The sequence below is a fragment of the Bradyrhizobium sp. I71 genome (assembly GCF_022354745.1).
Taxonomy (GTDB): Bacteria; Pseudomonadota; Alphaproteobacteria; order Rhizobiales; family Xanthobacteraceae; genus Bradyrhizobium; species Bradyrhizobium liaoningense.
Genome location: NZ_CP059398.1, coordinates 3,607,683 through 3,630,970, shown reverse-complemented (window position 1 = coordinate 3,630,970; position 23,288 = coordinate 3,607,683). Strand labels below are relative to the sequence as shown.

Genomic DNA, 23,288 nt, shown 5'->3' with positions numbered 1-23,288 from the left:
CGGAGCTGACGCTCATGTCCAAGCCGACCACCCTGTACGACAAGATCTGGAACGACCATCTGGTGCACGAAGCCGACGACGGCACCTGCCTGCTCTACATCGACCGCCATCTGGTGCACGAAGTGACCTCGCCGCAGGCGTTCGAAGGCCTGCGCGCCACGGGACGCAAGGTTCATGCGCCCGAGAAGACGCTCGCCGTCGTCGACCACAACGTGCCGACCACCGATCGCAGCAAGCCGAATCCCGATCCTGAAAGCATCGAGCAGATCAAGGCGCTGGCCGAGAACGCCAAGGAATTCGGCGTCGAATATTACAACGAGTTCGACAGGCGCCAGGGCATCGTCCACGTCATCGGCCCCGAGCAGGGCTTTACGCTGCCCGGCACCACCATCGTCTGCGGTGACAGCCACACCTCGACGCATGGCGCGTTTGGCGCGCTCGCGCACGGCATCGGCACGAGCGAGGTCGAGCATGTGCTGGCGACGCAGACGCTGATCCAGAAGAAGGCCAAGAACATGCGCGTCACCGTCGACGGCAAATTGCCTGACGGCGTGACGGGCAAGGACATCATCCTCGCCATCATCGGCGAGATCGGCACCGCGGGCGGCACCGGCTACGTGCTGGAATATGCCGGCGAGGCAATCCGTGCGCTCTCGATGGAAGGCCGCATGACGGTCTGCAACATGTCGATCGAAGGCGGCGCCCGCGCGGGTCTCGTTGCGCCCGACCAGAAGGCGTTCGACTTCCTGCGCGGCCGCCCGAAGGCACCGAAGGGTGCGGACTGGGATGCGGCCATGCGCTATTGGGAGACACTGCGCTCCGACGACGGCGCGCATTTCGACCACGAGCTGCGCCTCGATGCCGCGAAGCTGCCGCCGATCGTGACCTGGGGCACCTCGCCTGAAGACGTCATCTCCGTGACCGGCATCGTGCCCGATCCGGACAAGATCGCGGACGAGGCCAAGCGCATCTCCAAGCATCGCGCGCTCAAGTACATGGGCCTGACGGCGGGCACCAAGATCACCGACATCAAGCTCGATCGCGTCTTCATCGGCTCCTGCACCAACGGCCGCATCGAGGACCTGCGCGCGGCCGCGAAGATTGCCGAAGGCAAGACCGTTTCAGCGAACGTCAACGCCATGGTCGTGCCGGGCTCCGGCATCGTGAAGGAGCAGGCGGAAGCCGAGGGTCTGGACAAGATCTTCATCAAGGCCGGTTTCGAATGGCGCGAGCCGGGCTGCTCGATGTGCCTTGCCATGAACCCGGACAAGCTGAAGCCGGAAGAGCGCTGCGCCTCGACCTCGAACCGCAACTTCGAGGGCCGCCAGGGCTTCAAGGGCCGCACGCATCTGGTCTCGCCGGCGATGGCGGCGGCTGCGGCGATCGCAGGGCACTTCGTCGATGTCAGGGACTGGCGGTAAGCCGGTTCCTGCAATTGTAGCGATCGCGGCAAACCGCCGTTAATCCGCCTCGCCCACATTGTGTCCTCGCGACGGTTCGCGAGGACGCGCCTCATGGCCAACAAGCCGGAATATGTCGATCTGATCAGTGACGCGACGCGCCAGCACCGGCGGCGCGCAACGCCGCTGCGCATCGTCGCCAAGCCGGAGGTCGAGGAAACCTCGAAGCTCAGCCGCTGGCCGCCGGCGATGTTCAGGCAGTGGAAGGTCGAGAATTTGATGCGGTGGAAGGCTTCGTCATGGAAGCTGAAGGATTGGCTCTAGCCAGCCTCTCCGTCATGCCCGGGCTCGTCCCGGGCACCCACGAACTCTCTGTGCAAGCCCCAAGAACGTGGATGGCCGGGACATAGGCAAGCGGAAGCGACGCCGTCCTTCGGACGGCTATGCCCGGCCATGACGAATGCAGGGCCAGCAATTCACTCACGTCACCAGTAGCGGTACGGATACTGCCAGCGCGGCCAGTGGCAGACGCGGCGCGGGCCGTAATAGGTCCAGATGATCCGGCAGCGGCGCGGATAGTTGTAGTAGGGATAATACCCGCCAACGTAATAGGGCCGGCGGAAGTGTCGATAGCCGTAGTGCGGGCGATGATGGCCCCAGTGACGGTGGTAGCCGCCATATCCGCCATGCCGAAAGCCGCCATGCCGAAAGCCGCCGACATGGCGGTGATGAAAGGCCGGTCCGGCACGGAAGCCGCCGACATGGCCGCCGCGGAAACCGCCGCCGTGGAAGCCGCCGATATGTCGCCCGCCGCCGTGGAATCCGCCTCCGCGGAAACCTCCGCCGTGAAAGCCATGTCCACCATGCCCGCCGCCGTGACGAACCTGTGTGACGAGATCGTCGGCCGCGGCCTTCGTTGCGGGTGACGTCGCCGGATTGATCAAGGTGAGTGCTTCAGCCCGACGCGCGGTGCCGGCCGACAGCATCAGCGTCGCGGCGGCCGCAAGCCCGAGCAAGCGCATCGGGCTCGTCCCGAGGCCGAACATTCTCAGCATGGAATCCTCCCTGAATCTGGACAGCAGAGCTGCGGCGCGACGTCTCGGCTGCGCCATTGCTGTTCAACAACGGTCGCTCCCTCGGGTAAACTGAGGAGAGCGAGGTGAACGCGCCATGAATGAACGACGCTGGGTCCCGCGATGCGACGCAGTGCCGCGACGGGAGGAATTTTGCAGATGACTGTCTACGCCATTGCACAATTGAAGATGACGGACCGCGCGGCCTATGACCGCTATCAGGCGCGATTCTTCGACGTGTTCAAGAACTACAACGGACGGCTGCTCGCCGCCGACGAACATCCGCGCGTGCTCGAAGGCGCATGGCCGCATGACAAGCTGGTCATGATGTCGTTTCCCGACGAGGCCGCGTTCCTCGCCTTCTCGAACTCGCCCGAGTACGAGGACATCTCGCGTGATCGCAAGGCCGGCGCGCAGGCCACCGTGCTGCTGGTCAGGGGATTTGCGCCCGGTTAGAGCAGCGCCTCACCAGAACGGCCCGTAGCTGAACACGAAAGGTGCGGGCACGCCGTAAGGATAGGGACGGTAGTGGACGGGCCGCGCGTAATAGCGTGGATCAGGGCGCGCAGCAGGCCGCACGATGTCACGGGTTCGCGCGTGTCGTCGCATATCGAAAACCGCGATCCCCGCCGAGGCCTCGGGTATCGTCACCCTTTGCGACGCGGACGCGCGAGGCAGGCCGGCGGCAAGCGCGACGGCAACGGCGAATGCGATCCATCTCGCCATCACGACCCCCACGAGGCCACCGCGCTGTTCGCTGGCGCGGGCATTGAACTGGTCAGCCCCGGCGCCAGTAGCAGCTCACGCGCGGCACGATCACGGTGCCGCTCGGCCGGTACTCCTGCACATAGGTGGCGTTGCACACGCGGAGTGCGTCGGGACCCGGATTGTAGCGGGGATAGACACCGTCCGGGCTGTAATAGGGCGTGACGCGCAAGCGCGCCGGGGGCCGCTTGCGTGGCGGGGGAACGTCGTCAGGCGGAGCCGCCTGGGCGAGGCGAATCCCGGGGCTGGCGGTCTGGGCTTCCGCGCCGACGCAAAACTGCGAAAACAACCCCATGCACAGTAGAGTCAGCGCTGTTTTCGCTCGCATTTTTCCGCCCACCTGAAACGTCCCATCGACGGCCCCACGCTCCCCGTTTTGGCGGCGCCCGTCAACCTCGCCGCGCTTATAAAGCCAGATGCATCGCCGCGGAACCCGCGACAGAGCCCGTTCCGATGGAATCGGAACAGGCTCCGGATTCTAGTTTGACGCGTTTTCTTCACGCGAAACCGGTATCCACTGCGCTCGAAAACGCTTTAGAAGAAGCCCATGTGGACGGAATTGAAAGCGCCCTCGCTGGCCGAGATGGAAGCGATGGCTCACGAGGTATTCGAGCGCCTGCCGGCGGAATTTCGCAAGCTCTGCGAGGGCGTGATTGTCCGCGTCGACGACTTCCCGACCGAGGAGGTCCTGGACGAGATGAGGTGCGAGAGCGAGTTCGACCTGCTCGGGCTGTTCCAGGGCGTCGGCCTGCCCCAGCAGAGCTTTGGCGACGTGGCGCGGCTGCCGAACATGGTCTGGCTCTACCGCCGGCCGATCCTGGATTACTGGGCCGAGCACGACGAAAGCCTCGGCCATATCGTCCGTCACGTCCTGATCCACGAGATCGGCCACCATTTCGGCCTCTCCGACGACGATATGGCGGCGATCGAGGCGCGGGCGGAGTAGCGAGGGTCACGAAGACGATGCGCTCCCTCCCCCGCTTGCGGGGGAGGGTTGGGGAGAGGGTGTCGCCGCAACGGGACCGTCCCCTAGAGGAGAGAGCCCTCACCCGCGCCTTCGGCGCGACCTCTCCCGCAGGCGGGAGAGGTGAAGTCCCGACGCCGCGCCAGTCCGGTCTCAAACTCGCTGAGCAGGCTAGCCCTGCCTAATTTGGCCTAGGATTCCTGCCCCGATCGCGATAAATACCCGTTCCTCCAGACCCATCCGGGAAAGCGCAACCATGGACAAGTTCACCACGCTGGAAGGCGTCGCGGCGCCGCTGAAGATCATCAATGTCGACACCGACATGATCATTCCGAAGCAGTACCTCAAGACCATCAAGCGCACCGGCCTTGGCAAGGGGCTCTTCTCCGAGCAGCGCTACAAGGACGACGGCAGCGAGAACCCGGACTTCGTTCTCAACCAGCCCGCCTATCGCAACGCCAAGGTTCTGGTCGCCGGCGACAATTTCGGCTGCGGCTCGAGCCGCGAGCACGCGCCCTGGGCGCTGCTCGACTTCGGCATCCGCTGCGTGATCTCGACCTCGTTCGGCGACATCTTCTACAACAACTGCTTCAAGAACGGCATCCTGCCGATCCGCGTCTCGCAGGAAGACCTCGACAAGCTGTTCGACGATGCCGAGCGCGGCGCCAACGCGACGCTGACGATCGACCTGCCGAACCAGGAGATCCGCGGCCCCGACGGCGGCAAGGTCAAGTTCGAGATCGATCCGTTCCGCAAGCACTGCCTGATCAACGGCCTCGACGACATCGGTCTCACCATGGAGAAGAAGGCCTCGATCGACAGCTACGAGGAGAAGCTCAAGCGCGAACGCGCCTGGGCCTGACTTCATATTCTTTGAGCATGATCTTTCCGGAAAACCGCTGCACACTTTTCCTGATCATGCTCTAGTTCTCGTTCGAGCCCCGGTGCGCCATCCGCGCCGGGGCTTTTTCTTTGCTCCGGATATCCCGTATAGCTTTTCCTCATGCTGCCCGAGATCGTCACCTTCTGGCATGGCCCGATGGATGCGCTGCGCCGGACCTGTCTGCGCTCGCAGCTCGCTGCCGGCCACAAGATCACGGTCTACAGCTTCGACACCATTCCCGGCCTGCCTGCAGGAATCGCCAATGCGGATGCCGAGGCGATCCTGCCGCACGCCTTCTCCGAACGGCTGCGGCCGCCGCAGCCGGACGGCAGCTGGCGCGACTGGACCAAGCTGCAGTTCAGCGACTTCTTCCGCATGAAGCTGATGGCGAAGGGCCTCGGCCTCTGGCTCGATGCCGACGTGCTGCTCTTGAAGCCCATCGAGATCGATCCGGCAAAACCGTACTTCGCCTGGGAGCGGCCGCGCCAGCTCGGCAACTCCGTGATCTATCTTCCGCCCGGGCACGGCATCGTGTGCGCGTTCGAAGAGCTGATGGAGCAGGATGAGCTGACGCCGGACTGGCTGTCGCTGCGCCACCGCGTCACCTTCATGATGCGCCGCCTGCGCGGCGGCTCGAACCGCCTTTCGGATATTCGCGTCGCGATCTACGGCCCTGCCGCGCTGACCGCGCTCGCGCGCCGCACCGGTGAGTTGCACAACGCACTTCCGAAGCAGTCGTTCTATGCCGTGCATGCCGAGCCGAAACGTTTCTTCGACCCATCGAGCTATCTCGGCCTCGTCACCAGCCCCGAGATCATCGGCCTGCACATCTCGCCCAAGGGCCGCGGCGGCGAAAAGCCGATTCCGGGCAGCCTGTATGCCTGGGCGGCGGAGCGGTTTGCGTAGCTGCCGCGCTGGAGGTGCGCTCCCTCTCCCGCTTGCGGGAGAGGGTTGGGGAGAGGGTGTTTCCGCAATGGGACAATCCCCAAGAGGAGAAAACCCTCACCCGACGCGCCGGACGATGCTTCGCATCGCCCGCGACGCGTCGACCTCTCCCGCAAGCGGGAGAGGTGCAGCGGAGGCCGCGGCCCCTTCCCAGTTTGATCCAGCGCAACGCGCTCCTGCACCATTGTGCTTAATTCGCTCCAATTCCGACGTCCGAATGGAGCGTTCCATGAGCACCGCAAGCAAGCCTTATCCCATCGTTCAGGACCTCATCGAGTCCTTTGCGAACTGGCTGAAGCATCGCCGCGAGATGAACGAGATGCGGCAGCTCGATCGCGCCGATTTCGACCGGATCGCGAATGATCTCAGGATCGCGCCCGACGATCTCGAAGAGCTGGTCCGTCACGGCCGGCACGCCGCCGACGAACTTCCGAAGATGCTGGAGCAGCTCGGCATCAGTGCGGAGCGGCTCGGGCAGGCGCAGCCCCTGCTACTGCGCGACATGGAACGGACCTGCTCGCTCTGCGGTCACAAGGGACAGTGCGACCGCGATCTCGCTGAGGGCACCGCCGCGGAGAACTATCACGGCTATTGCGCGAACGCCTCGACGCTGGAGTCGCTCGATCGCGCCGACCTCGCGCCGCGCTGAGCTGCACCCCGTCGGACCTCACTTGCCAGCCACGAAATAGAAGTCCTGCCGTCCGGAGATCGAGCCGTAGCTGAACGGCTTTTGCCTGCGGCCGGTCGCTTCCATGACATCGTCGCGAACGAAATCGAACAGCCTGCGGACTTCGAGGCCCGGCGTCGGAAGATTCTTGACGAAGGCGGTCGCGAACGGACTGTTGGTCCCGTCACCGTCGAGCGCGGTCTCGCCGTCCTTGGCGGCATAGACGACCAGCGTTCCAGCCTCCGGCTCGAGCGGGGCGAGACCTCGCGACACGGAACGCGACGCCATCGTCATCGTGCGTTTCATCTGGGCGGCGAACGGATTGTCACGGCACGCATCGAGAATGACGAGGCGCAATTTTCTGGCGCGCTCGGCGGCATTGAGGACCTGATCGACCGGCACCGCTTCAAACCCGATTTCGCGGTCCGCGGCGATCCTCGCATCGGTCGGGATGAGATAATTGATGCCGCCGACCTCCATGCCGTGTCCGGCATAATACACGACCGCCCAATCCGCCGTTTCCGCACGTGCAGCGAACTCGCGCAAGGCATTCACCAACGCATCCTTGCGCAGATCGGTCAGCAGAGTGACCGCTTCGAACCCGGTGAGCCTCAGCACATCGGCGACGAGGCTCGCATCGCGGACGGGGTTCGGCAGTGCGGCGACGTTTTCATAAGCGGAATTGCCGATGACGAGGGCGATACGGCGATCACCGTTCGCAACCCCGGGCGCCGCGACGGACGGGGGTACGCCGGCTTTCTCGACCAGGATCGTAGCTGGCCGCGGCCGCGGCAGGGCGGATAGCCGCTCACGCGCCTTGTCCAGAGCCCACCTTGTGGCGCTCTGGGTCAGTCCGAGCGTGGCGTTGAAATCGGCTCTTGCCTTGGCGAAATCTCCGCGCTTCTCGTAGGCCAGCCCGCGATTGACATACGCGTTCGCATAGGTGGGATCCACGCGTATCGTTTCGGTGTAGTCGGCGATGGCACGGTCCGCGTCGCCCTTGTTGCCGTAGGCGTTTCCGCGATTGAAATACGCGTTCGCATTCGCCGGCTGCAGGCGCACTGCCTCGGTGTAGTCGGCAATGGCGCGATCGGTGTTGCCCTTGTTGCTGTAGGCGTTGCCTCGGTTGTAGTACGCGTTGGCGTAGGCCGGATCGAGCCGGATCGTCGCCGTGTAGTCAGCGATGGCACGGTCCGTGTCGCCCTTGCTGCTGTAACCGTTGCCCCGGTTGTAATACGCGTTCACATGCGCCGGATCGAACCGGATCGTCGTCGTGTAGTCGGCTATGGCGCGGTCCGTATCGCCGCTGGCGGCGTAAGCATTCCCTCGGTTGTAGTACGCATTCGCGTCCTTGGGATCTCGCCGGATGGCCTCCGAGGCGGCGGCAATGGCCGGGTTTGCGTCGCCTTTGACGCGGTCAATAGCGGCTGCGGGGTCTGCGAGGACAAGGATTACGCAGCACCAGAATAATTTGCGAAGCATACCAAAGCCCATTCGCCATATCCGGGACGGGAAGCAGTATTTAAGCGACGCGAATTTATCGAAGCAAGCAGCCGGCCTGTGTGATCCAAATCACAGGCATGTTCGCACCAAGCAACGGCCGTTGCGGTGCACAGCGACCGGCAAGGGAAATCCGCGCCAGGCAGATGTCCAGGAAGAGATACTCAACGCGATTGGTCGAGCAAGACGCGAGCGGCTGCTCTACCGGTCGGCGCCCTTCCTATCCCGTGCTCAGTCGTCGGCTTGGCCCATTGAACTACAGGATGCTCCGAGGACGTGATCGTCTGATCACGCGCGACCCGCCATCGCCGCGGCTTCGGCCGCGGCACGCTGCATGCTGGTCGACATCTCGTTCGTCACCGTGCTCTGCTCCTCGATCGCTGCGGCGGTCGAGGTGACGTACTCGCTGACATTGTTGATCGCCTGCTTGATCGCACTCAGGGCGTCGACGACGTCGCCCGAGATCTGGTTGAGGCTGCCGATCTCCTGACCGATCTTGTCGGTCGCCTGCTTGGCCTGGTTGGCGAGGCCCTTCACCTCGGAAGCGACCACGGCGAACCCGCGGCCGGCTTCGCCGGCGCGCGCGGATTCGATCGTGGCGTTGAGTGCGAGCAGGTTGATCTGCCCCGTGATGTTGTTGATCAGCTCGACGATGCCGCTCATCGCCTGCGCGGCCTCGGTGAGACGCTGGGCCTGCGCGTCGGCAGCCGAGACCTGCTCCACCGCACTGGTCGCGGTTTCACGCGATTTGGTCATGGCTTCGGCAATCTCCCGTACCGAGGCGTTGAGTTCCTCCGAGCCTGCGGCAACCGATTCCATCATGCCGCGGACGCGCTCGTTGCCCATGCGGACCAGCACCTGCCGCGTGGTGTCGGTGGCGTATTTCACCACCTTGAACGGCCTGCCGTTGAGATCGAGGATCGGGTTGTAGGAGGCCTGGATGTAGACTTCCTTGCCGCCCTTGCCGATGCGCTTGTATTCGGCCGCCTGGTATTCGCCGCGATTGAGCGCGGCCCAGAACTCGCGATAGCCGGCGCCATCGCGCTCGCTGGGATCGACGAACATGCTGTGATGCTGGCCCTTGATCTCGGCCAGCGAATAGCCGAGCGCGCCGAGGAAGTTGGCATTGGCGGTGATGATCGTGCCGTCCATGTTGAACTCGATCACGGCCTGGGCCTTGTCGATCGCCGCGACCTGGCCGGCGAGATCGGCGTTCTTCAGCTTCTCGGCGGTGACGTCGGTCGCGAACTTCACCACCTTGAAGGGGTTGCCCTTCTCGTCGAGGATTGGATTATATGAAGCCTGGATCCAGACTTCCTTGCCGCCCTTGCCGATGCGCTTGTACTCGGCGACCTGGTATTCGCCGCGGTTGAGCGCGGCCCAGAACTCGCGATAGGCTGCGCTGCCCCGCTCGGCCTCGGCCACGAACATGCTGTGATGCTTGCCCCGGATCTCGTTCAGGGTGTAGCCGATCGTATGCAGGAAGTTCTCGTTGGCGCTGCGAACGGTGCCATCCATGTTGAACTCGATGACCGCCTGCGAGCGGTTCGCGGCGGCAACCTGAGCCCCGAAATCGAGGTTCTGCAGACGAACCGAGGCATCGGACCATTCCACCACGACGCCCGCCCGGCTGCCGTCGGCGCTGCTCAAGGGGGTTGCAACGAGGTCGAATTCCCGCTCGCCGATCTGGATCGTCACGCGATGCACACCACTGAGGCTCGCGAGCATCCTGCGCTGATGTTGCTGATTCCTGAGAAACACGTCGATGTTGGTCCCGACGAGCGTGTCGAGGTTGAAGTGCGGCAGCTCCTTCTTGAGATCGCTCTCGGCGGCACGAAGCAGATCCGTCACAGCGTCGTTCATGTAGACGATCTTGAGGTCGTTATCCGCGATCATCAGATTGGCACTTACGACCTTCGCCGCCATCAACGTCAACGCGTCGGAGCTCGACTTGCGCTTGAACATGATCTCTCCAATATCAACCCGGTTGTGTGCACGCCGAGGCGGGTTTCTGCTCGCAATACGAACTGGGATATCTGAATCGAATTATCGAACTATTTGTCCGATCGCAGACACAATGGCCGGATTTTGCCAAAGCGGCCAACCTGACAGCGACGCACGACCGGGCGGCGGCGGCACGGGCCCTGAACTGCAAACGCGGTCCTAAAATCACTATCGCAATCTGGCAAAGCGCTCGCAGCAAGCATTCGCTTACCGTCGGCATCGCGGCGCGCAGCTGGCCGGTGAGCGAAGTCGATGTCGTTCGCAGCGACAGTGCGCGTCCGGGCATTTCGTCGCAGCCGCCATGGGTGCGGTTCATGCCGCCTCGAGTGATCCAGGCACGTCCGACAGCCGTTGCATTCAATCTCGAATTGGTGGCGCCTCGTAGGCGATACGGTAGTTTGCACGGTGAGGAACTCTGATTTGGGCACCGTTACTTATCTTGACCGCTATCCCTTGATTCGGTCGCGCGACAGCGAGTTCGCGCGCGACCGCCTGTTTGCGGCCTACGGCGCGGATCGGTTCGACAAGTATGACGATGAGTTCGGCATAGAGGCCAATTTTGCTCGCTTGAGGTCCATCGGCCTCGCCTTCTGCGCCTACGAGGGCGCGGCATCGCTCTCCTTTCCTGAATCGCAGATTCTCCGCCAGCTCTTTTCCATCCAGGGATCTGCGGGCTTCCGAACGAAGGGAAATAGCCAGCCGATCGAGGCCTGGAGCCCGATCATCTCCGGCGACGCCAGGCTGGATCTCGACTTTGCGCCAGGCTACCGCCAGCTGGTGGTGAGGATAGATGCCGCCGCGCTGGAGCGCCTGCTGAAGAGCATGCTCGGCGACGACAGTGACATCAAGCTGCGTTTCACCGCAGGCGAAGCCAATCCCGCGGTCATGACGCATGTGCGCCAGGAGGTCTTCAGGTTCGCGGAAGAGCTGGATCGATTTGGGCAGGATTACTCACCCATTGCCATCGCAGAGCTGGAGCGTGCGCTGATGGTCCGGATTCTCCTGGCGCATCGGCACAATTTCTCCAGCCGGCTTCAGCGTTCCGCTCCGGGCGCCAACCGGACCGCGATCGACATCGTGGAGTCCTACATCGAGGCTCATTGGGGCGAACCTCTCGATCTGGAAAGGATCGCTGGGATCGCCAATGTGAGCGTGCGGACGATTTTCCGCGAGTTCTCCGATGCCGGACGCGGATCCCCCGGCCAGTTCGCGCGCCGCGTTCGGCTTCAGCACGCGGCCGAGCTGTTGCGTCGGCCCGATGTACAGACCAGCGTGCTGGCCGTGGCGTTCAAATGCGGCTTCCGAAACCTCGGACGCTTCGCGTCCGAATATCGACGGACCGTCGGTGAGCTGCCATCCGAGACTCTGAAGAATGCTAGACGAAGGCAGTAAGACGATGATTCACGCTCTATAGTCTCGCGGTGGGCGCGCCGCGGAATGATTGCGAAGGTGCGCGAGCAGCGGATCGGCACAGCCGGGGACAGCACGACCTCGCATCTTGTAGCGGGCAGAGCCGAGCCTACCCGCTCAGCATCGACAGGACCACGCGAGAGAGATCAGAGGGTCGCTCCACCAATTGGTCTGCACCGGACGATTCGAGTTCCTCCCGGCTGCCATATCCCCAGAGCACACCGAGGCCGCGCATCTCGACCGCGTGAGCGCCGGCAATGTCGTGGCGACGATCGCCGGCCATGAGGCCGTAAGAGGCGAAGACATTCTCTTCGGACAGGATATGGGCGAGCAGCTCCGGCTTATGATCCAGCTTGCCGCCTGGCACCGAGCCGTAGATGCCGTCGAAGTGCTGCGCCAAGTTCAAGTTTTCCAGAATTCGCCGCGCGAAGACTTCGCGCTTCGATGTGGCGAGATAGATCCGCAATCCGGCGCGACGCATCTCGTCAAGCGCATCACTGATCCCGGGATAGAGTTCACTCCCGAGCAGACCGGTTGTGCCGTAGTGCTCGCGATAGGCCACGACGGCTTCATTGACCCGGTCGTCGCCGTACGCGGCAAGCAATACCTGCAGGATGTCTTCGAGCGGTGGCCCGATGGTTATATCGGGTGCCTTGGCGGGATCGTGTCCGAGCACACGCAATGCGGCTGAGCAGCTCGCGACAATGCCCGGGAGGGAATCGACCAGAGTTCCGTCGAGATCGAGGAGAACGGAACGGGTCTGAGGCACACCTCAGCCCTTCCCCATCGCTGCGATCGCGTCCGCGATCTCGATCGTGCGCCGGGCCATGTCGGCGTGCAGGCGCTCCACCATGGCGCCGTCGAGGCGGATCGCGCCGCGCGAGGCGTTCTCGGGCAGCTCGAACGCGGCGATGATCTTTCGGGCGCGCGCGACTTCCTCTTCGGGAGGCGTGAAGATCGCGTTGCAGGCGTCGATCTGCGAGGGGTGGATCAGCGTCTTGCCGTCGAAGCCGAGATCGCGGGCTTGCGCGCATTCGGTGGCGAAGCCGTCGGAATTGGCGATGTCGCTGTAGGGGCCGTCGAGGATCTCGAGGCCGTGGGCGCGCGTCGCCAGGATGCAGTGGGTGATCATCGGGATCATCGCGGCGCGGCCCGGCAGCATCCTGATGCGGGTTTCGCGCGAGATATCATTCGGGCCGAACACGAAACCGGAGAGGCGCCGCGATGGATCGCGTCCGGCGGCGGCCAGCTCCTCGGCGTGCAGCACCGCGCGCGCGGTCTCGATCATGGCCCAGACCTTCACGCTCGGCGCGGCGCCAAGCTCGGCGAGGCGGCGGCCGATGGCGTCGAGATCCTCGATGCTTGAAACTTTTGGAACCAGGATGCCGTCCGGCGATGCCTTGGCGGCCATCGCGACGTCATCGGCCCACCACGGCGTGTCGAGACCGTTGGTCCGGATCAAAATCTCGCGCTTGCCAAAACCCTTGGCCGCAATGGCGGCGGCGATGCCGTCACGTGCCGCCGCCTTGGCCTCGGGGGCGACCGAGTCTTCCAGATCGAGGATCAGCCCGTCGGCGGAGAGATTGCGCGCCTTTTCCAGCGCGCGGGGGTTGGAGCCGGGCATGAACAGATGGCTGCGGCGCGGGCGGGTCATGCAAGCGTTCCTTCCTCGTCTGTCGTCGGACATCAGCCGATAGCACTTGGACTGCCCATTCGAAAGGCTTGTTCACCCCAGCGGTCTATGATTAGGCATAGGTATGATGACATTCCCGAAGCATTTGCTGGAAGGCTACAAGGCCTTCGCCACCCAGCGGCTGCCGACCGAGCAGACCCGCTATCGCGAGCTGTCGGTGAAGGGGCAGTCGCCGGAAGTGATGGTGATCGGCTGCTGCGACAGCCGAGTCTCGCCGGAGGTGATCTTCGACGTCGGCCCCGGCGAATTGTTCGTCGTCCGCAACATCGCCAACCTCGTGCCGGTGTATCAGCCCGACGGCACCGCCCACGGCGTCTCGGCGGCGCTGGAATATGCCGTGACGGTGCTGAAGGTGAAGCACATCGTGGTGCTTGGCCACGCGCAATGCGGCGGCATCCGCGCCTTCGTCGACAAGATCGAGCCGCTCACGCCGGGCGACTTCATCGGCAAATGGATGCAGATGTTCATCAAGCCGGGCGAAGTGGTCGAGCAGCGCGAGCACGAGAGCATGGCGCAGTTCGTCGAGCGCATCGAGAAGGCCGCCGTGTTCCGCAGCCTGGAAAACCTGATGACCTTCCCGTTCGTGCGCAAGGCGGTGGAGAGCGGCCAGATGCAGACGCACGGCGCCTATTTCGGCGTCTCGGAGGGCTCGCTGTTCGTGCTGGACAAGACGACGAAGGAATTCAAGATGGCGAATGGCGAATAGCGAATGATCCACTCGCCATTCGCAACTCACCATTCGCCAGTTACGCCGCCTTCTTCTTCGCGCTGATCAGCTTGCGGTTGATCAGCACTTCGGCGATCTGGATCGCGTTGAGCGCTGCGCCCTTGCGGAGGTTGTCCGACACGCACCAGAGCACCAGACCGTTCTCCACCGTGGCGTCCTCGCGGATGCGGCTGATATAGGTGGCGTCCTCGCCGGCCGCCTCATAGGGCGTGGCGTAGCCGCCGGGCTCCTGCTTGTCGATGACGAGGCAGCCCGGCGAGGTGCGCAGGATGTTGCGGGCTTCGTCCGCGCTGATCGGGTTCTCGAACTCGATGTTGACGGCCTCGGAATGGCCGACGAACACCGGCACGCGCACGCAGGTGGCCGTAAGCTTGATCTTGGGATCAAGAATCTTCTTGGTCTCCGCCATCATCTTCCACTCTTCCTTGGTGTAGCCGTCCTCCATGAAGACGTCGATCTGGGGGATGACGTTGAAGGCGATGCGCGCAGGAAACTTCTTATTGACGATCTCGCTGTTGGTGTAGACGGCCTTGGTCTGCGAGAACAGCTCGTCCATCGCGTCCTTGCCGGCGCCCGACACCGATTGATAGGTCGAGACCACGACGCGCTTGATCGTGGCCTTGTCGTGCAGCGGCTTGAGCGCGACCACGAGCTGCGCGGTCGAGCAGTTCGGGTTGGCGATGATGTTCTTCTTCTTGAAGCCTTCCGTCGCAGCCGCGTTCACTTCCGGCACGATCAGCGGCACGTCCGGATCCATGCGCCAGGCCGAGGAGTTGTCGATCACGACCGCGCCGGCGGCGCCGATCTTCGGCGACCATTCCTTCGACACCGCGCCGCCCGCCGACATCAGGCAGATGTCGACGTCGGAGAAATCGTAGTGCTCGAGCGCTTTGACCTTCAGGGTACGGTCGCCATAGGAGACCTCGACGCCGACGCTGCGGCGCGAGGCCAGGGCCACGACCTCGTCCGCGGGGAATTTGCGCTCATCCAGGATGTTGAGCATTTCCCGTCCGACATTGCCGGTCGCGCCGACCACTGCGACTTTGTAACCCATCGTTCACTCTCCGATGAAAAAGCCCGTTCCTGAAGCTGACGCTTAAACAGGAAGAGCAGCGCTTCTATGCGAGAACCGGCCTCAAGACAACGTGGGACCATGCCTGAAGGCCGTGGATGCAGTCGCCTGAGGCCAGCACGGCCGTTAGCCCTACCCGGACCGCCATCCAGCTGGCGCTGCTCGCCTTCGCCGACGAGGTCGTCGGCACGCTGGCGCGCCTGATCGCCTATGTGGGGGCGCTCGCGCTGTTTGCCATCCTCGCCCTCGCAGCGCTGGGCCAGCTCCCCGATCTGCGCGACGACGAGCCGGCCGGGAGACCGGGCTGGAGCGTGGCGGACCGTTCGCACCCGGCCTTCGCCGTCAGCCAACGCGATTCTTCCGACAAAACAGCGTCTTACACCATCCTGAGGCACCCCGAAGGCGGCCGTAGGGACGTGCTGCGCTGGAGCGATGACGCGGGCAGGCCCGTCGCTGAGCTTGAAATCTACCGCCAAGGCGCCGAATTCGACGTAACACGTCCGGCGACCGCGGACCTCGCCGCCCGGATGGGCTTGGGCGCGGCCACCGCGCTCGAGCAGGCCGGCCTGATCGACACCAAATTCGGCCCCGTCGCCCTGTTCCGGCCAACCGGCACAATGGAGGGCGCGCAGGCCTGTCTCGGCTACCTCAAGCGCAGCGAGGAGCCGGCGCTCCAGATCTCCGGCTTCACCTGCCAGGGCGACAGCCTGCCCGCCCGGCGCGCGGCGATCGCCTGCACGCTGAACCGGCTGACGCTGCTGGCCTCGGGCAACGAGCCGAGGCTGGCGGAATTGTTCGCCCATGCCGAGCTGAAGCGCGGCCGCTGTGACCCCGCGGGCCCGGCGGACTGGCTGCTGGGCGCCGCGAACGCGCAATTGCGCGGAGCGCTTTGATCAGCATCAAGCTCAAGTAGCTGGTTTGCATGCAACTTTTGCCGATGCGCACGATTATTCCCCGCTGGTGTGACCCAATTGACCTAGTTGCAGTCACCCCCGCCGGGCTAGTATGCGGTGAAATCGACTGGCGGCCTGCCGCCTGAAGGGGACGTGATGAGCTCGAAATTTTCTGCGGCGAACAAATTGGCGACCTGGCTTGCGGCGGGCGCCGTGATTGCCATCGCGTTCGCGACTCCGGCCTCGGCCGACACCAAGTCCAAGCAGCGCTATGACGATCGCGGCCGGCCCATCTACGGCCCGAGCGGCCCCAACGCGGTCTATCAGCAGGGCCGCACCCGCATCTATGTGAGCAAGCGCTCCTGGCTGGATGGCGGCACCGAGGTCAATCCGGGCGATCGCAAGTTCACCGACTACGCCTTCCCGCCGGCCGTTGGCTATCCGTCCTTCGCCCGCGAGAACCTGAACCGCCCGATCGATCGCCAGCCGCTCTCGCCGCCAGGCGATGTCGGCGGCTATCCGCAGAACTTCCCGCTGTACTGAGCGGACGAGGCGATCCAAATCAAAATGGCCGGGCTCACGCCCGGCCATTTTTGTTGTGATAAGATGGTCCGCCTCACGCGTTGGCCGCCGGGTCGTAACGCCGGCAAAATTCCCCGATCGCCTCGGAGCGGAAATCGCCGAGGCGCTCGAAGATGAGCGCATCCGGCCAATCCCACCAGGCGATCCGGCGCAGGCTTGCCGCGACCGATTCGTCAAAGCGCCTGCGGATGGGACGCGCGGGAACGCCGCCGACGATGGTGTAGGGCTCGACATCGCGGCTGACGACGGCGCCTGCAGCAATCACCGCGCCGTCGCCGACGCTCACGCCCGGCAGCAGGATGGCGGCGTGCCCGATCCAGACGTCATTGCCGACGATGACGCGGTCGCCGCGGCGCTCCGCGAAGAAGTCGCGGTCACGCGTCGCGCTCGCATCGTAATATTCGGGGCAGTAGGTGAAGCGATGCTGGGACGGCCGGCCCATCGGATGATTGGGCGCGCCGATCCGCACCGAGTTGGCGATGGCCGTGAACTTGCCAATCACCGCGTCGGCGACGTCGCAATTCTCGCCCAGATAGGAGTAGTCGCCGAGCGAGGCATATTCGATGCGCGTGCCCGCGAGCACCTCGCAACGGCGCCCGATCTGCGCCTCGCGCAGGCGCACCGTTTCATGGATGACGGTTTCCGCGATCTTGGGTCGGGAAGAGGCATCCATGAGGCGGGCTCCGGGAAGTCGTAGCCCGGGTGAGCGCAGCGACACCCGGGAACGCGACGGGCAAGTTCCCGGATGTCGCTGCGCTCATCCGGGCGACGACAGATCGCTTACGCGTGCAGCTTCTGCAATTCCTTCAGGATCGCTTCGCCCATCTGCGTGGTGGAAGCAGCCGTGGTGCCTTCCGACTTGATGTCGGCGGTGCGCAGGCCGCTGGCGAGCACCGCGGCGATCGCGGCATCGACCTTGTCGGCGAGATCGCCCATGTCGAAGGAATAGCGCAGCGCCATGCCGAAGGACGAGATCATCGCGATCGGATTGGCGAGGCCTTGGCCTGCGATGTCGGGCGCGGAGCCGTGCACGGGCTCGTACAGCGCCTTGCGCTTCTTGCTCTTGACGTCGATCTCGCCGAGCGAGGCCGAGGGCAGCATGCCGAGCGATCCCGTCAGCATCGCCGCGATGTCGGACAGCATGTCGCCGAACAGGTTGTCGGTGACGATGACGTCGAACTGCTTCGGCCATTTCACCAGCATCATGCCGCCGGAATCGGCGAGCTGGTGCTCGAGCGTGACATCGGGATATTCGCGCTTGTGGAGCTGGGTCATGACCTCGTTCCAGAGCACGCCCGACTTCATGACGTTGCGCTTCTCCATCGACGTCACCTTGTTCTTGCGCTTCCTGGCAAGCTCGAAGGCGACGCGGCCGATGCGCTCGATCTCGTAGGTGTCGTAGACCTGGGTATCGATGGCGCGCTTCTGGCCGTTGCCGAGATCGGTGATGGTCTTGGGTTCGCCGAAATAGACGCCGCCGGTGAGCTCGCGCACGATCATGATGTCGAGACCCTCGACCGCCTCGCGCTTCAGGCTGGAAGCATCGGCCAGCGCCGGGTAGCACACGGCGGGACGCAGGTTGGCGAACAGAGCGAGATCCTTGCGCAGGCGGAGCAGGCCGGCTTCGGGGCGCACCTCGTACGGAACCGCATCCCATTTCGGGCCGCCGACCGCGCCGAAGATCACGGCGTCGGCGTCTTTCGCCTTGGCCATGTCGCCTTCGGAGATCGAGACCTTGTGGGCGTCATAGGCGGAGCCGCCGACGAGGCCGGTGTCGGTCTCGAACCTGGCGATCCCGGCCGCATTGAGCCAGTCGATCAGCCGCTTCACCTCGCCCATCACCTCGGGGCCGATACCGTCTCCGGGGAGCAGCAGCAGTTTGTGGGTCGCCATGGTCGTTCTTCCTCCGTTTCGTCATGGCCGGGCTTGTCCCGGCCATCCACGTCCTGGCTTGCGGCGCGAAGAACGTGGATGCCCGGCACAAGGCCGGGCATGACGGCAGCTCGTGAATTTCGGCCGGAGTGCTAGAGCGGCGTTGCGTGCTTGGCAAGACACCATTGCCGGGGAGGCGGCTGTGCAAAACGGATGGAGCCTGCCACACTTCCTCCGCCGGAGTACCCCTTGCACGCCCCTGACGGCCTACCGCCCAACGCGCACCTCGCGCGGCTGATCCTGACCCTGTCGCTGGCTGCGACGGTCGGGCTCGGCATCGGCCGCTTTGCCTATGCGCTGGTGCTGCCCGACATGCGGGAGGACCTCGGCTGGTCCTACTCGGCCGCCGGTTTCATGAACACGATCAACGCCGTCGGCTATCTCGTGGGCGCGCTGGTGGCGTCCCGGCTGATCCAGCGCATCGGCTGGTCCGCGGCGATCCGCGGCGGGACCCTGGCCTGCCTCGCCGCGCTCGCCACCTGCGCGCTATCAGGCAATTTCGTCGCGCTGAGCCTGGCCCGTCTTGTGCTGGGCCTGGGCGCGGCAGTCGGCTTCGTCGCCGGCGGCGCGCTGGCCGCCACCATCGCGCAGTCGCGCCCGGAGCGGGCCAATTTCCTGCTGAGCCTGTTCTATGCCGGGCCCGGCATCGGCATTCTCGCCTCCGGCCTGATCGCTCCGTTCACGCTGCAACATTTCGGACCGGGCTCGTGGTGGATCGTCTGGTGGGCGCTGACGCTGCTGTCCGTCGCGATGACGATCCCGCTGTTCCTGATCCGCATCGAGAGCAGCGTCCGCTTCTCGGAAGGCAGCCACGCGTCGTTCGCGATCCTCCCCGTGCTGATCTACCTCGCCGGCTATTTCCTGTTCGGCGCCGGCTACATCGCCTACATGACCTTCATGATCGCCTATGTGCGCGACGGCGGCGGCGGGGCCGCGGCGCAGGCCGCGTTCTGGAGCCTGATCGGGCTGAGCGCCTTCGTCACGCCCTGGGCCTGGCGCGGCGTGCTGGCGCTCGATCGCGGCGGGCTTGCCACCGCCATCATCCTCGGTACCAACGCGCTGGGCGCGGCCCTGCCGATCCTCGGCCATTCGCCGGCATGGCTCGCGGTCTCCGCCGTCGTGTTCGGCGTCGCCTTCTTCGCCGTGGTCGGCTCGACCACGGCCTTCGTGCGCTTCAACTATCCATCCGAGGTGTGGCCGACCGCGATCGCCGCGATGACGATCTCGTTCGGCGTCGGCCAGACGCTGGGGCCGATCGTCGTCGGCGCGATCACGGATGCGCTGGGGAGCCTGAGCTACGCGCTGAACGTGTCGGCGGGGTTGCTGGCGCTGGGGGCGGTGCTGTCGCTGTGCCAAAGGAAGGTGGCCTAGAGGGCGAATGGCGAATAGTGAGTGGCGAATGGGAACGGACTGGCTTCAGTGCTTCTCTATTCGCTACTCCCCATTCGCCATTCGCCCTTTTAGCTCCCACTAAACGAATTGTACCCCTGGTCTTCCCAATAGCCGCCCTTGTAGTCGTTGGTGACTTCCATGGAGACCACGTATTTCGGGTTCTTGAAGCCGAGCTTCGTCGGCACGCGGATCTTCATCGGGAAGCCGTAGGCGCGCGGCAAGATCTCGCTCGCGTATTTGAACGTCATCTGGGTCTGCGGATGCAGCGCCGAGCGCATGTCGAGCGGCGAGTTGTAGCCGTCCTTGTCGGCGCACTGGAACCAGACATATTTGGCGCGGGTATCGGCGCCGATCAGCTTGAGGAAGTCGCGCATGGGCGTGCCGGTCCAGCTGCCGATCGCGCTCCAGCCCTCGACGCAGATGTGGCGCGTGATCTGCGTGACCTGCGGCAGCTTGTAGAGCTCGTCCAGCGTCCATGACTTCTTGTTGTCGACGAGACCGCGCACCTCGAGCTTCCAGTCGGCGCCGTCGATATCGGGCGCGTCGTCGAGATCGTAATAGGCGTTGAACGGAAACGGCTTGGTGATCGCGCTCTCGGGAAAGGTCGGCGCCAGCGCATCCGGATTGAACATCCAGGCCTGCACGGCGTCGTTGAACTTCGAGACCTTGGCGAGCATGGTTTCGGCCGAGGACGAGTCGACGACGTCGCAGCCGGTGAGCAGCGTCAGCGCCCCGAGACTGGCACCGCCTGCGATGAAGCGACGGCGGGTGACATCGGGCATCGTCTTGAGGGAGTCCTTGATCAGGAGCCGCTTGTCGACGCCGGGAATCAGGAATGAGCGCTTTGCCATCGTCTCCTCCTCAGCGGCCGATGATCATGGCGCGCAGGCTCTTCGGCACGAGCAGCGCGAGCAGGACATGGATGACGAGGAATGCGCAGATCGCGGCCATGCAGAAGAAGTGGACATAGCGCGCGGCCGGATAATCGCCGAACAGCATCACGAGGTAGTAGAGCTGCACCGGCTTCCATATCGCAAGCCCGGACAACACGATCAGCACGCCGACCACGATGATGCCGGCATAGAGCAGGCGCTGCACGTAATTGTAGACGGTGAGATCGTCGTGGCCGAGCTTGAAGGTCAGCGCCGCCCTGGCGTCGTGAAGCACCCCGGACGCCGTGATCGGCAGCAGCTTCCTGCGGAAGCGGCCGGTGACGATGCCGGTGACGAGATAGGCGAGGCCGTTGATCATCAGCAGCCACATCGCCGCAAAGTGCCAGAGCAGGCCGCCGCCGAGCCAGCCGCCAAGCGTATATTCGCGCGGGAAGCTGAAGCCGAACAGCGGCGAGGCGTTGTAGATCTGCCAGCCCGACAGGATCATCAGGATCATGGCAAGCGCGTTGACCCAGTGCATGATCCGCACCCAGGCCGGCTGGATCACTTTGGCCGGGGTGGCCCCGACCCGCTCGTCGGTGACTGTGAGACTCGCCATGCTGGTTCCGTCCTGAAGATCGTCTGACGGTAATTATACGCCGAAGTTTCCGCTTTCGTTACGCCCTGTCCGGCATCGAATCGATGCTGCGAGCTTATCGCGGTCACAAAAAAGCGAGCCGGGGACCCCCGGCTCGCCGTCTCGAAGCACCCTGTTCGGGGATGAAACAGGGGCGCGCGGTGTTACGTCGCCGGCATCAGCACGGTATCGACCACATGGATCACGCCGTTCGACTGGTTGACGTTGGAGATCGTCACCATCGAGGTGCCGCCCTTGGCATCGACGATCCAGACCTTGCCGTCCTGCTTCTTCACGGTGAGCTCCTCGCCCTCGGCGGTCTTCAGCTTTTTGCCGTCGGTGAGGTCGGAGGCATCGAGCTTGCCGGGCACGACATGGTAGGTGAGAATCTTGGTCAGCGTCGCCTTGTTCTCGGGCTTGACCAGATTGTCGACGGTGCCGGCCGGCAGCTTGCCGAAGGCGGCGTTGGTCGGCGCGAACACCGTGAACGGCCCCTTGCTTTCCAGCGTCGGCACCAGGCCCGCCGCCTTCACCGCCGCCACCAGCGTGGTGTGGTCCTTGGAGTTGACCGCGTTCTGGACGATGTTCTTCGACGGGAACATCGCAGCGCCGCCGACCATGACGGTCTTCTCCTCGGCGCTGGCCGGCGCGACGACGGTCGCGGTGATGGCGAGGGCGCTGAAGGCGGCGGCAGCGAGATAGGCAATGCGCTTCGACATGGAGATCTCCCGATTGAATGGTGACCGGCGTGGCCGGCATTGAGTTGGGGCAACAACGGCAGCTGCGACAGTCGAGGGGTGATGCAGCAGCGCCGTCGTTGCACCGAACTACGGGAGGGTTTGGGTTGCGGTTTCGCGGAAAAATTCTTTGTGATGCGTGAAACTATGCGGCGGCGCGTCCGTGTATGAGGCGAGCACGCTGCGACACACTCAAATGTCGTCCCGGACAAGCGAAGCGCAGATCCGGGACCCATACGCACAGGGAGCAGTTTGGCGAAGACTCGGAGTGACCCGTTGCGCGCGACAATTTCTCCCTGTGGTTATGGGTCCCGGGTTGGCGACTGCGTCGCGCCCCGGGACGACGAGGAGAGTTTGCCGCACGGTCTTCGCGTCTCAATCCCTGTTGTTCGGCGTCTGGATGAAACCGCGATTATGCGTCGGGCTGATCAGCAGCTCGTTGATGCAGACGCGCGGCGGCATCGACGCGATGAACGCGATGGTGCGGCCGAGGTCTTCGGGTTGTAGCATCTTCGCCTGCTCCTCCTCGCTCGGCACCACCGGGCGCAGCTTCAGGATCGGGGTCGCCACTTCGCCCGGCATCAGGCAGCAGGCGCGCAGGCCGTTGACGCATTCGTCCATGTTGAAGGAATGGGTCAGCGCCAGCACCGCATGCTTGGTCGTGGTGTAGGCCGGACCCGGCATCTTCGAGACGTGTCGGCCGGCCCAGGACGAGACGTTGATGATCGCGCCGTCCTTCTGCTTGCGCATCGTCGGCAGCACGGCGCGCATGCAATAGAGCACGCCATTGAGATTGACCTGGACCAGCTTGTCCCAGCCTTCCAGTTCCATGTCCTTCCAGCTGCGCTTGGGGAGATTGATGCCGGCATTGTTGACGAGGAGGTCAATGCGGCCGTGCTTTGCGACGATCTGATCGGCCGCCTTCTGGGCCTCGGCCGCATTGGAGACGTCGAGCGCAATGGCCTCGGCCGCTCCGCCCGCCCCGGTGATCCTGGCAACCACGGTATCCAGGGCATCCTTGCGGCGGCCCGAGACCACCACCGTCCAGCCGTCGGCAGCCAACGCCTCGGCGCCGGCTTCCCCGATCCCACTGCCGCCGCCCGTGACCCAGGCCACGCGTTTCCCGTTTTTTGACATGCA

General features: G+C 64.3%; 26 protein-coding genes. 12 read left to right on the top strand and 14 right to left on the bottom strand.

The features are described 5' to 3' along the window. Positions 1–14 precede the first annotated feature (14 nt). On the top strand, positions 15–1,421 hold the full coding sequence (gene leuC / locus FJV43_RS17620; RefSeq protein WP_239628885.1) for a 3-isopropylmalate dehydratase large subunit: 1,407 nt from the start codon (positions 15–17) through the stop codon (positions 1,419–1,421). Positions 1,422–1,514: 93 nt separating this feature from the next. Further along, positions 1,515–1,724 (top strand): hypothetical protein, encoded by a 210-nt coding sequence (locus FJV43_RS17615; RefSeq protein WP_239628883.1) that lies wholly within the window; start codon positions 1,515–1,517, stop codon positions 1,722–1,724. Positions 1,725–1,885: 161 nt separating this feature from the next. On the opposite strand, the gene FJV43_RS17610 is transcribed toward FJV43_RS17615, so the two are convergent. Then, positions 1,886–2,455, bottom strand: coding sequence for a hypothetical protein (locus FJV43_RS17610; protein WP_239628881.1), 570 nt, complete (start codon positions 2,453–2,455; stop codon positions 1,886–1,888). A 177-nt stretch (positions 2,456–2,632) separates the two neighbouring features. Between FJV43_RS17610 and FJV43_RS17605 the strand changes: the two genes are divergently transcribed. After that, positions 2,633–2,929 (top strand): DUF1330 domain-containing protein, encoded by a 297-nt coding sequence (locus FJV43_RS17605; protein ID WP_239628880.1) that lies wholly within the window; start codon positions 2,633–2,635, stop codon positions 2,927–2,929. A 9-nt stretch (positions 2,930–2,938) separates the two neighbouring features. Here the strand turns inward: FJV43_RS17605 and FJV43_RS17600 are convergent, their stop codons facing one another. Continuing rightward, positions 2,939–3,199 carry a hypothetical protein gene (locus FJV43_RS17600; RefSeq protein ID WP_239628878.1) on the bottom strand — a complete coding sequence of 87 codons (261 nt, stop codon included), beginning with the start codon at positions 3,197–3,199 and terminating at the stop codon, positions 2,939–2,941. A 52-nt stretch (positions 3,200–3,251) separates the two neighbouring features. After that, positions 3,252–3,533, bottom strand: a complete 282-nt coding sequence (locus tag FJV43_RS17595; RefSeq protein WP_239628875.1) for a hypothetical protein — start codon at positions 3,531–3,533, stop codon at positions 3,252–3,254. 252 nt (positions 3,534–3,785) lie between these two features. Here FJV43_RS17595 and FJV43_RS17590 point away from each other — a divergent pair, with 252 nt between their 5' ends. From FJV43_RS17590 to FJV43_RS17575, 4 genes are all read left to right on the top strand, one after another. Beyond that, positions 3,786–4,184, top strand: coding sequence for a metallopeptidase family protein (locus tag FJV43_RS17590; RefSeq protein WP_239628874.1), 399 nt, complete (start codon positions 3,786–3,788; stop codon positions 4,182–4,184). A 274-nt stretch (positions 4,185–4,458) separates the two neighbouring features. Next, positions 4,459–5,064 carry a 3-isopropylmalate dehydratase small subunit gene (gene leuD, locus FJV43_RS17585; RefSeq protein WP_061880161.1) on the top strand — a complete coding sequence of 202 codons (606 nt, stop codon included), beginning with the start codon at positions 4,459–4,461 and terminating at the stop codon, positions 5,062–5,064. Between the two features lie 141 nt (positions 5,065–5,205). Beyond that, positions 5,206–5,991 (top strand): capsular polysaccharide synthesis protein, encoded by a 786-nt coding sequence (locus FJV43_RS17580; RefSeq protein WP_239628872.1) that lies wholly within the window; start codon positions 5,206–5,208, stop codon positions 5,989–5,991. A 268-nt stretch (positions 5,992–6,259) separates the two neighbouring features. Further along, entirely contained in the window at positions 6,260–6,679 is a 420-nt protein-coding gene (locus FJV43_RS17575; RefSeq protein WP_131874192.1) for a DUF6455 family protein, read from the top strand. Between the two features lie 18 nt (positions 6,680–6,697). On the opposite strand, the gene FJV43_RS17570 is transcribed toward FJV43_RS17575, so the two are convergent. Together FJV43_RS17570 and FJV43_RS17565 are read right to left on the bottom strand one after the other, a co-directional pair. Beyond that, the gene (locus tag FJV43_RS17570; RefSeq protein WP_239628870.1) at positions 6,698–8,191 is read right to left on the bottom strand and encodes a tetratricopeptide repeat protein; all 1,494 of its coding nucleotides are present in this window, start codon (positions 8,189–8,191) and stop codon (positions 6,698–6,700) included. 294 nt (positions 8,192–8,485) lie between these two features. Beyond that, the gene (locus tag FJV43_RS17565) at positions 8,486–10,162 is read right to left on the bottom strand and encodes a PAS domain-containing methyl-accepting chemotaxis protein (protein WP_239628868.1); all 1,677 of its coding nucleotides are present in this window, start codon (positions 10,160–10,162) and stop codon (positions 8,486–8,488) included. 390 nt (positions 10,163–10,552) lie between these two features. Here FJV43_RS17565 and FJV43_RS17560 point away from each other — a divergent pair, with 390 nt between their 5' ends. Further along, positions 10,553–11,593 (top strand): AraC family transcriptional regulator, encoded by a 1,041-nt coding sequence (locus FJV43_RS17560; protein ID WP_345946192.1) that lies wholly within the window; start codon positions 10,553–10,555, stop codon positions 11,591–11,593. 127 nt (positions 11,594–11,720) lie between these two features. Here the strand turns inward: FJV43_RS17560 and FJV43_RS17555 are convergent, their stop codons facing one another. Together FJV43_RS17555 and FJV43_RS17550 are read right to left on the bottom strand one after the other, a co-directional pair. Beyond that, positions 11,721–12,380, bottom strand: coding sequence for an HAD hydrolase-like protein (locus FJV43_RS17555; RefSeq protein WP_239628866.1), 660 nt, complete (start codon positions 12,378–12,380; stop codon positions 11,721–11,723). A 3-nt stretch (positions 12,381–12,383) separates the two neighbouring features. Continuing rightward, entirely contained in the window at positions 12,384–13,265 is an 882-nt protein-coding gene (locus FJV43_RS17550) for a CoA ester lyase (protein WP_239628864.1), read from the bottom strand. Between the two features lie 103 nt (positions 13,266–13,368). Between FJV43_RS17550 and FJV43_RS17545 the strand changes: the two genes are divergently transcribed. After that, a complete protein-coding gene (locus FJV43_RS17545; protein ID WP_239628862.1) occupies positions 13,369–14,010 on the top strand; it encodes a carbonic anhydrase in 642 nt (213 codons plus the stop codon). Between the two features lie 40 nt (positions 14,011–14,050). On the opposite strand, the gene FJV43_RS17540 is transcribed toward FJV43_RS17545, so the two are convergent. Then, positions 14,051–15,085, bottom strand: coding sequence for an aspartate-semialdehyde dehydrogenase (locus tag FJV43_RS17540; RefSeq protein ID WP_239628860.1), 1,035 nt, complete (start codon positions 15,083–15,085; stop codon positions 14,051–14,053). 116 nt (positions 15,086–15,201) lie between these two features. On the opposite strand from FJV43_RS17540, the gene FJV43_RS17535 reads away from it, so the two are divergent. After that, positions 15,202–15,996 carry a hypothetical protein gene (locus FJV43_RS17535; RefSeq protein ID WP_239628852.1) on the top strand — a complete coding sequence of 265 codons (795 nt, stop codon included), beginning with the start codon at positions 15,202–15,204 and terminating at the stop codon, positions 15,994–15,996. Between the two features lie 156 nt (positions 15,997–16,152). Further along, positions 16,153–16,539 (top strand): hypothetical protein, encoded by a 387-nt coding sequence (locus FJV43_RS17530; RefSeq protein ID WP_239628850.1) that lies wholly within the window; start codon positions 16,153–16,155, stop codon positions 16,537–16,539. A 73-nt stretch (positions 16,540–16,612) separates the two neighbouring features. Here the strand turns inward: FJV43_RS17530 and FJV43_RS17525 are convergent, their stop codons facing one another. Together FJV43_RS17525 and leuB are read right to left on the bottom strand one after the other, a co-directional pair. Continuing rightward, a complete protein-coding gene (locus FJV43_RS17525; RefSeq protein ID WP_239628848.1) occupies positions 16,613–17,251 on the bottom strand; it encodes a DapH/DapD/GlmU-related protein in 639 nt (212 codons plus the stop codon). A gap of 107 nt (positions 17,252–17,358) precedes the next feature. Next, on the bottom strand, positions 17,359–18,471 hold the full coding sequence (gene leuB, locus FJV43_RS17520) for a 3-isopropylmalate dehydrogenase (RefSeq protein ID WP_239628847.1): 1,113 nt from the start codon (positions 18,469–18,471) through the stop codon (positions 17,359–17,361). Between the two features lie 228 nt (positions 18,472–18,699). Between leuB and FJV43_RS17515 the strand changes: the two genes are divergently transcribed. Then, a complete protein-coding gene (locus FJV43_RS17515) occupies positions 18,700–19,881 on the top strand; it encodes a YbfB/YjiJ family MFS transporter (protein ID WP_239628845.1) in 1,182 nt (393 codons plus the stop codon). An 89-nt stretch (positions 19,882–19,970) separates the two neighbouring features. Here FJV43_RS17515 and FJV43_RS17510 read toward each other — a convergent pair whose 3' ends face one another. From FJV43_RS17510 to FJV43_RS17495, 4 genes are all read right to left on the bottom strand, one after another. Continuing rightward, positions 19,971–20,753, bottom strand: coding sequence for a molybdopterin-binding protein (locus FJV43_RS17510; RefSeq protein WP_239628844.1), 783 nt, complete (start codon positions 20,751–20,753; stop codon positions 19,971–19,973). A gap of 10 nt (positions 20,754–20,763) precedes the next feature. Next, entirely contained in the window at positions 20,764–21,393 is a 630-nt protein-coding gene (locus FJV43_RS17505) for a cytochrome b/b6 domain-containing protein (RefSeq protein ID WP_239628842.1), read from the bottom strand. Between the two features lie 182 nt (positions 21,394–21,575). Then, the gene (locus tag FJV43_RS17500) at positions 21,576–22,130 is read right to left on the bottom strand and encodes a fasciclin domain-containing protein (protein ID WP_239628840.1); all 555 of its coding nucleotides are present in this window, start codon (positions 22,128–22,130) and stop codon (positions 21,576–21,578) included. A gap of 393 nt (positions 22,131–22,523) precedes the next feature. Further along, positions 22,524–23,285 (bottom strand): SDR family oxidoreductase, encoded by a 762-nt coding sequence (locus tag FJV43_RS17495; protein WP_239628839.1) that lies wholly within the window; start codon positions 23,283–23,285, stop codon positions 22,524–22,526. Positions 23,286–23,288 lie beyond the last annotated feature (3 nt).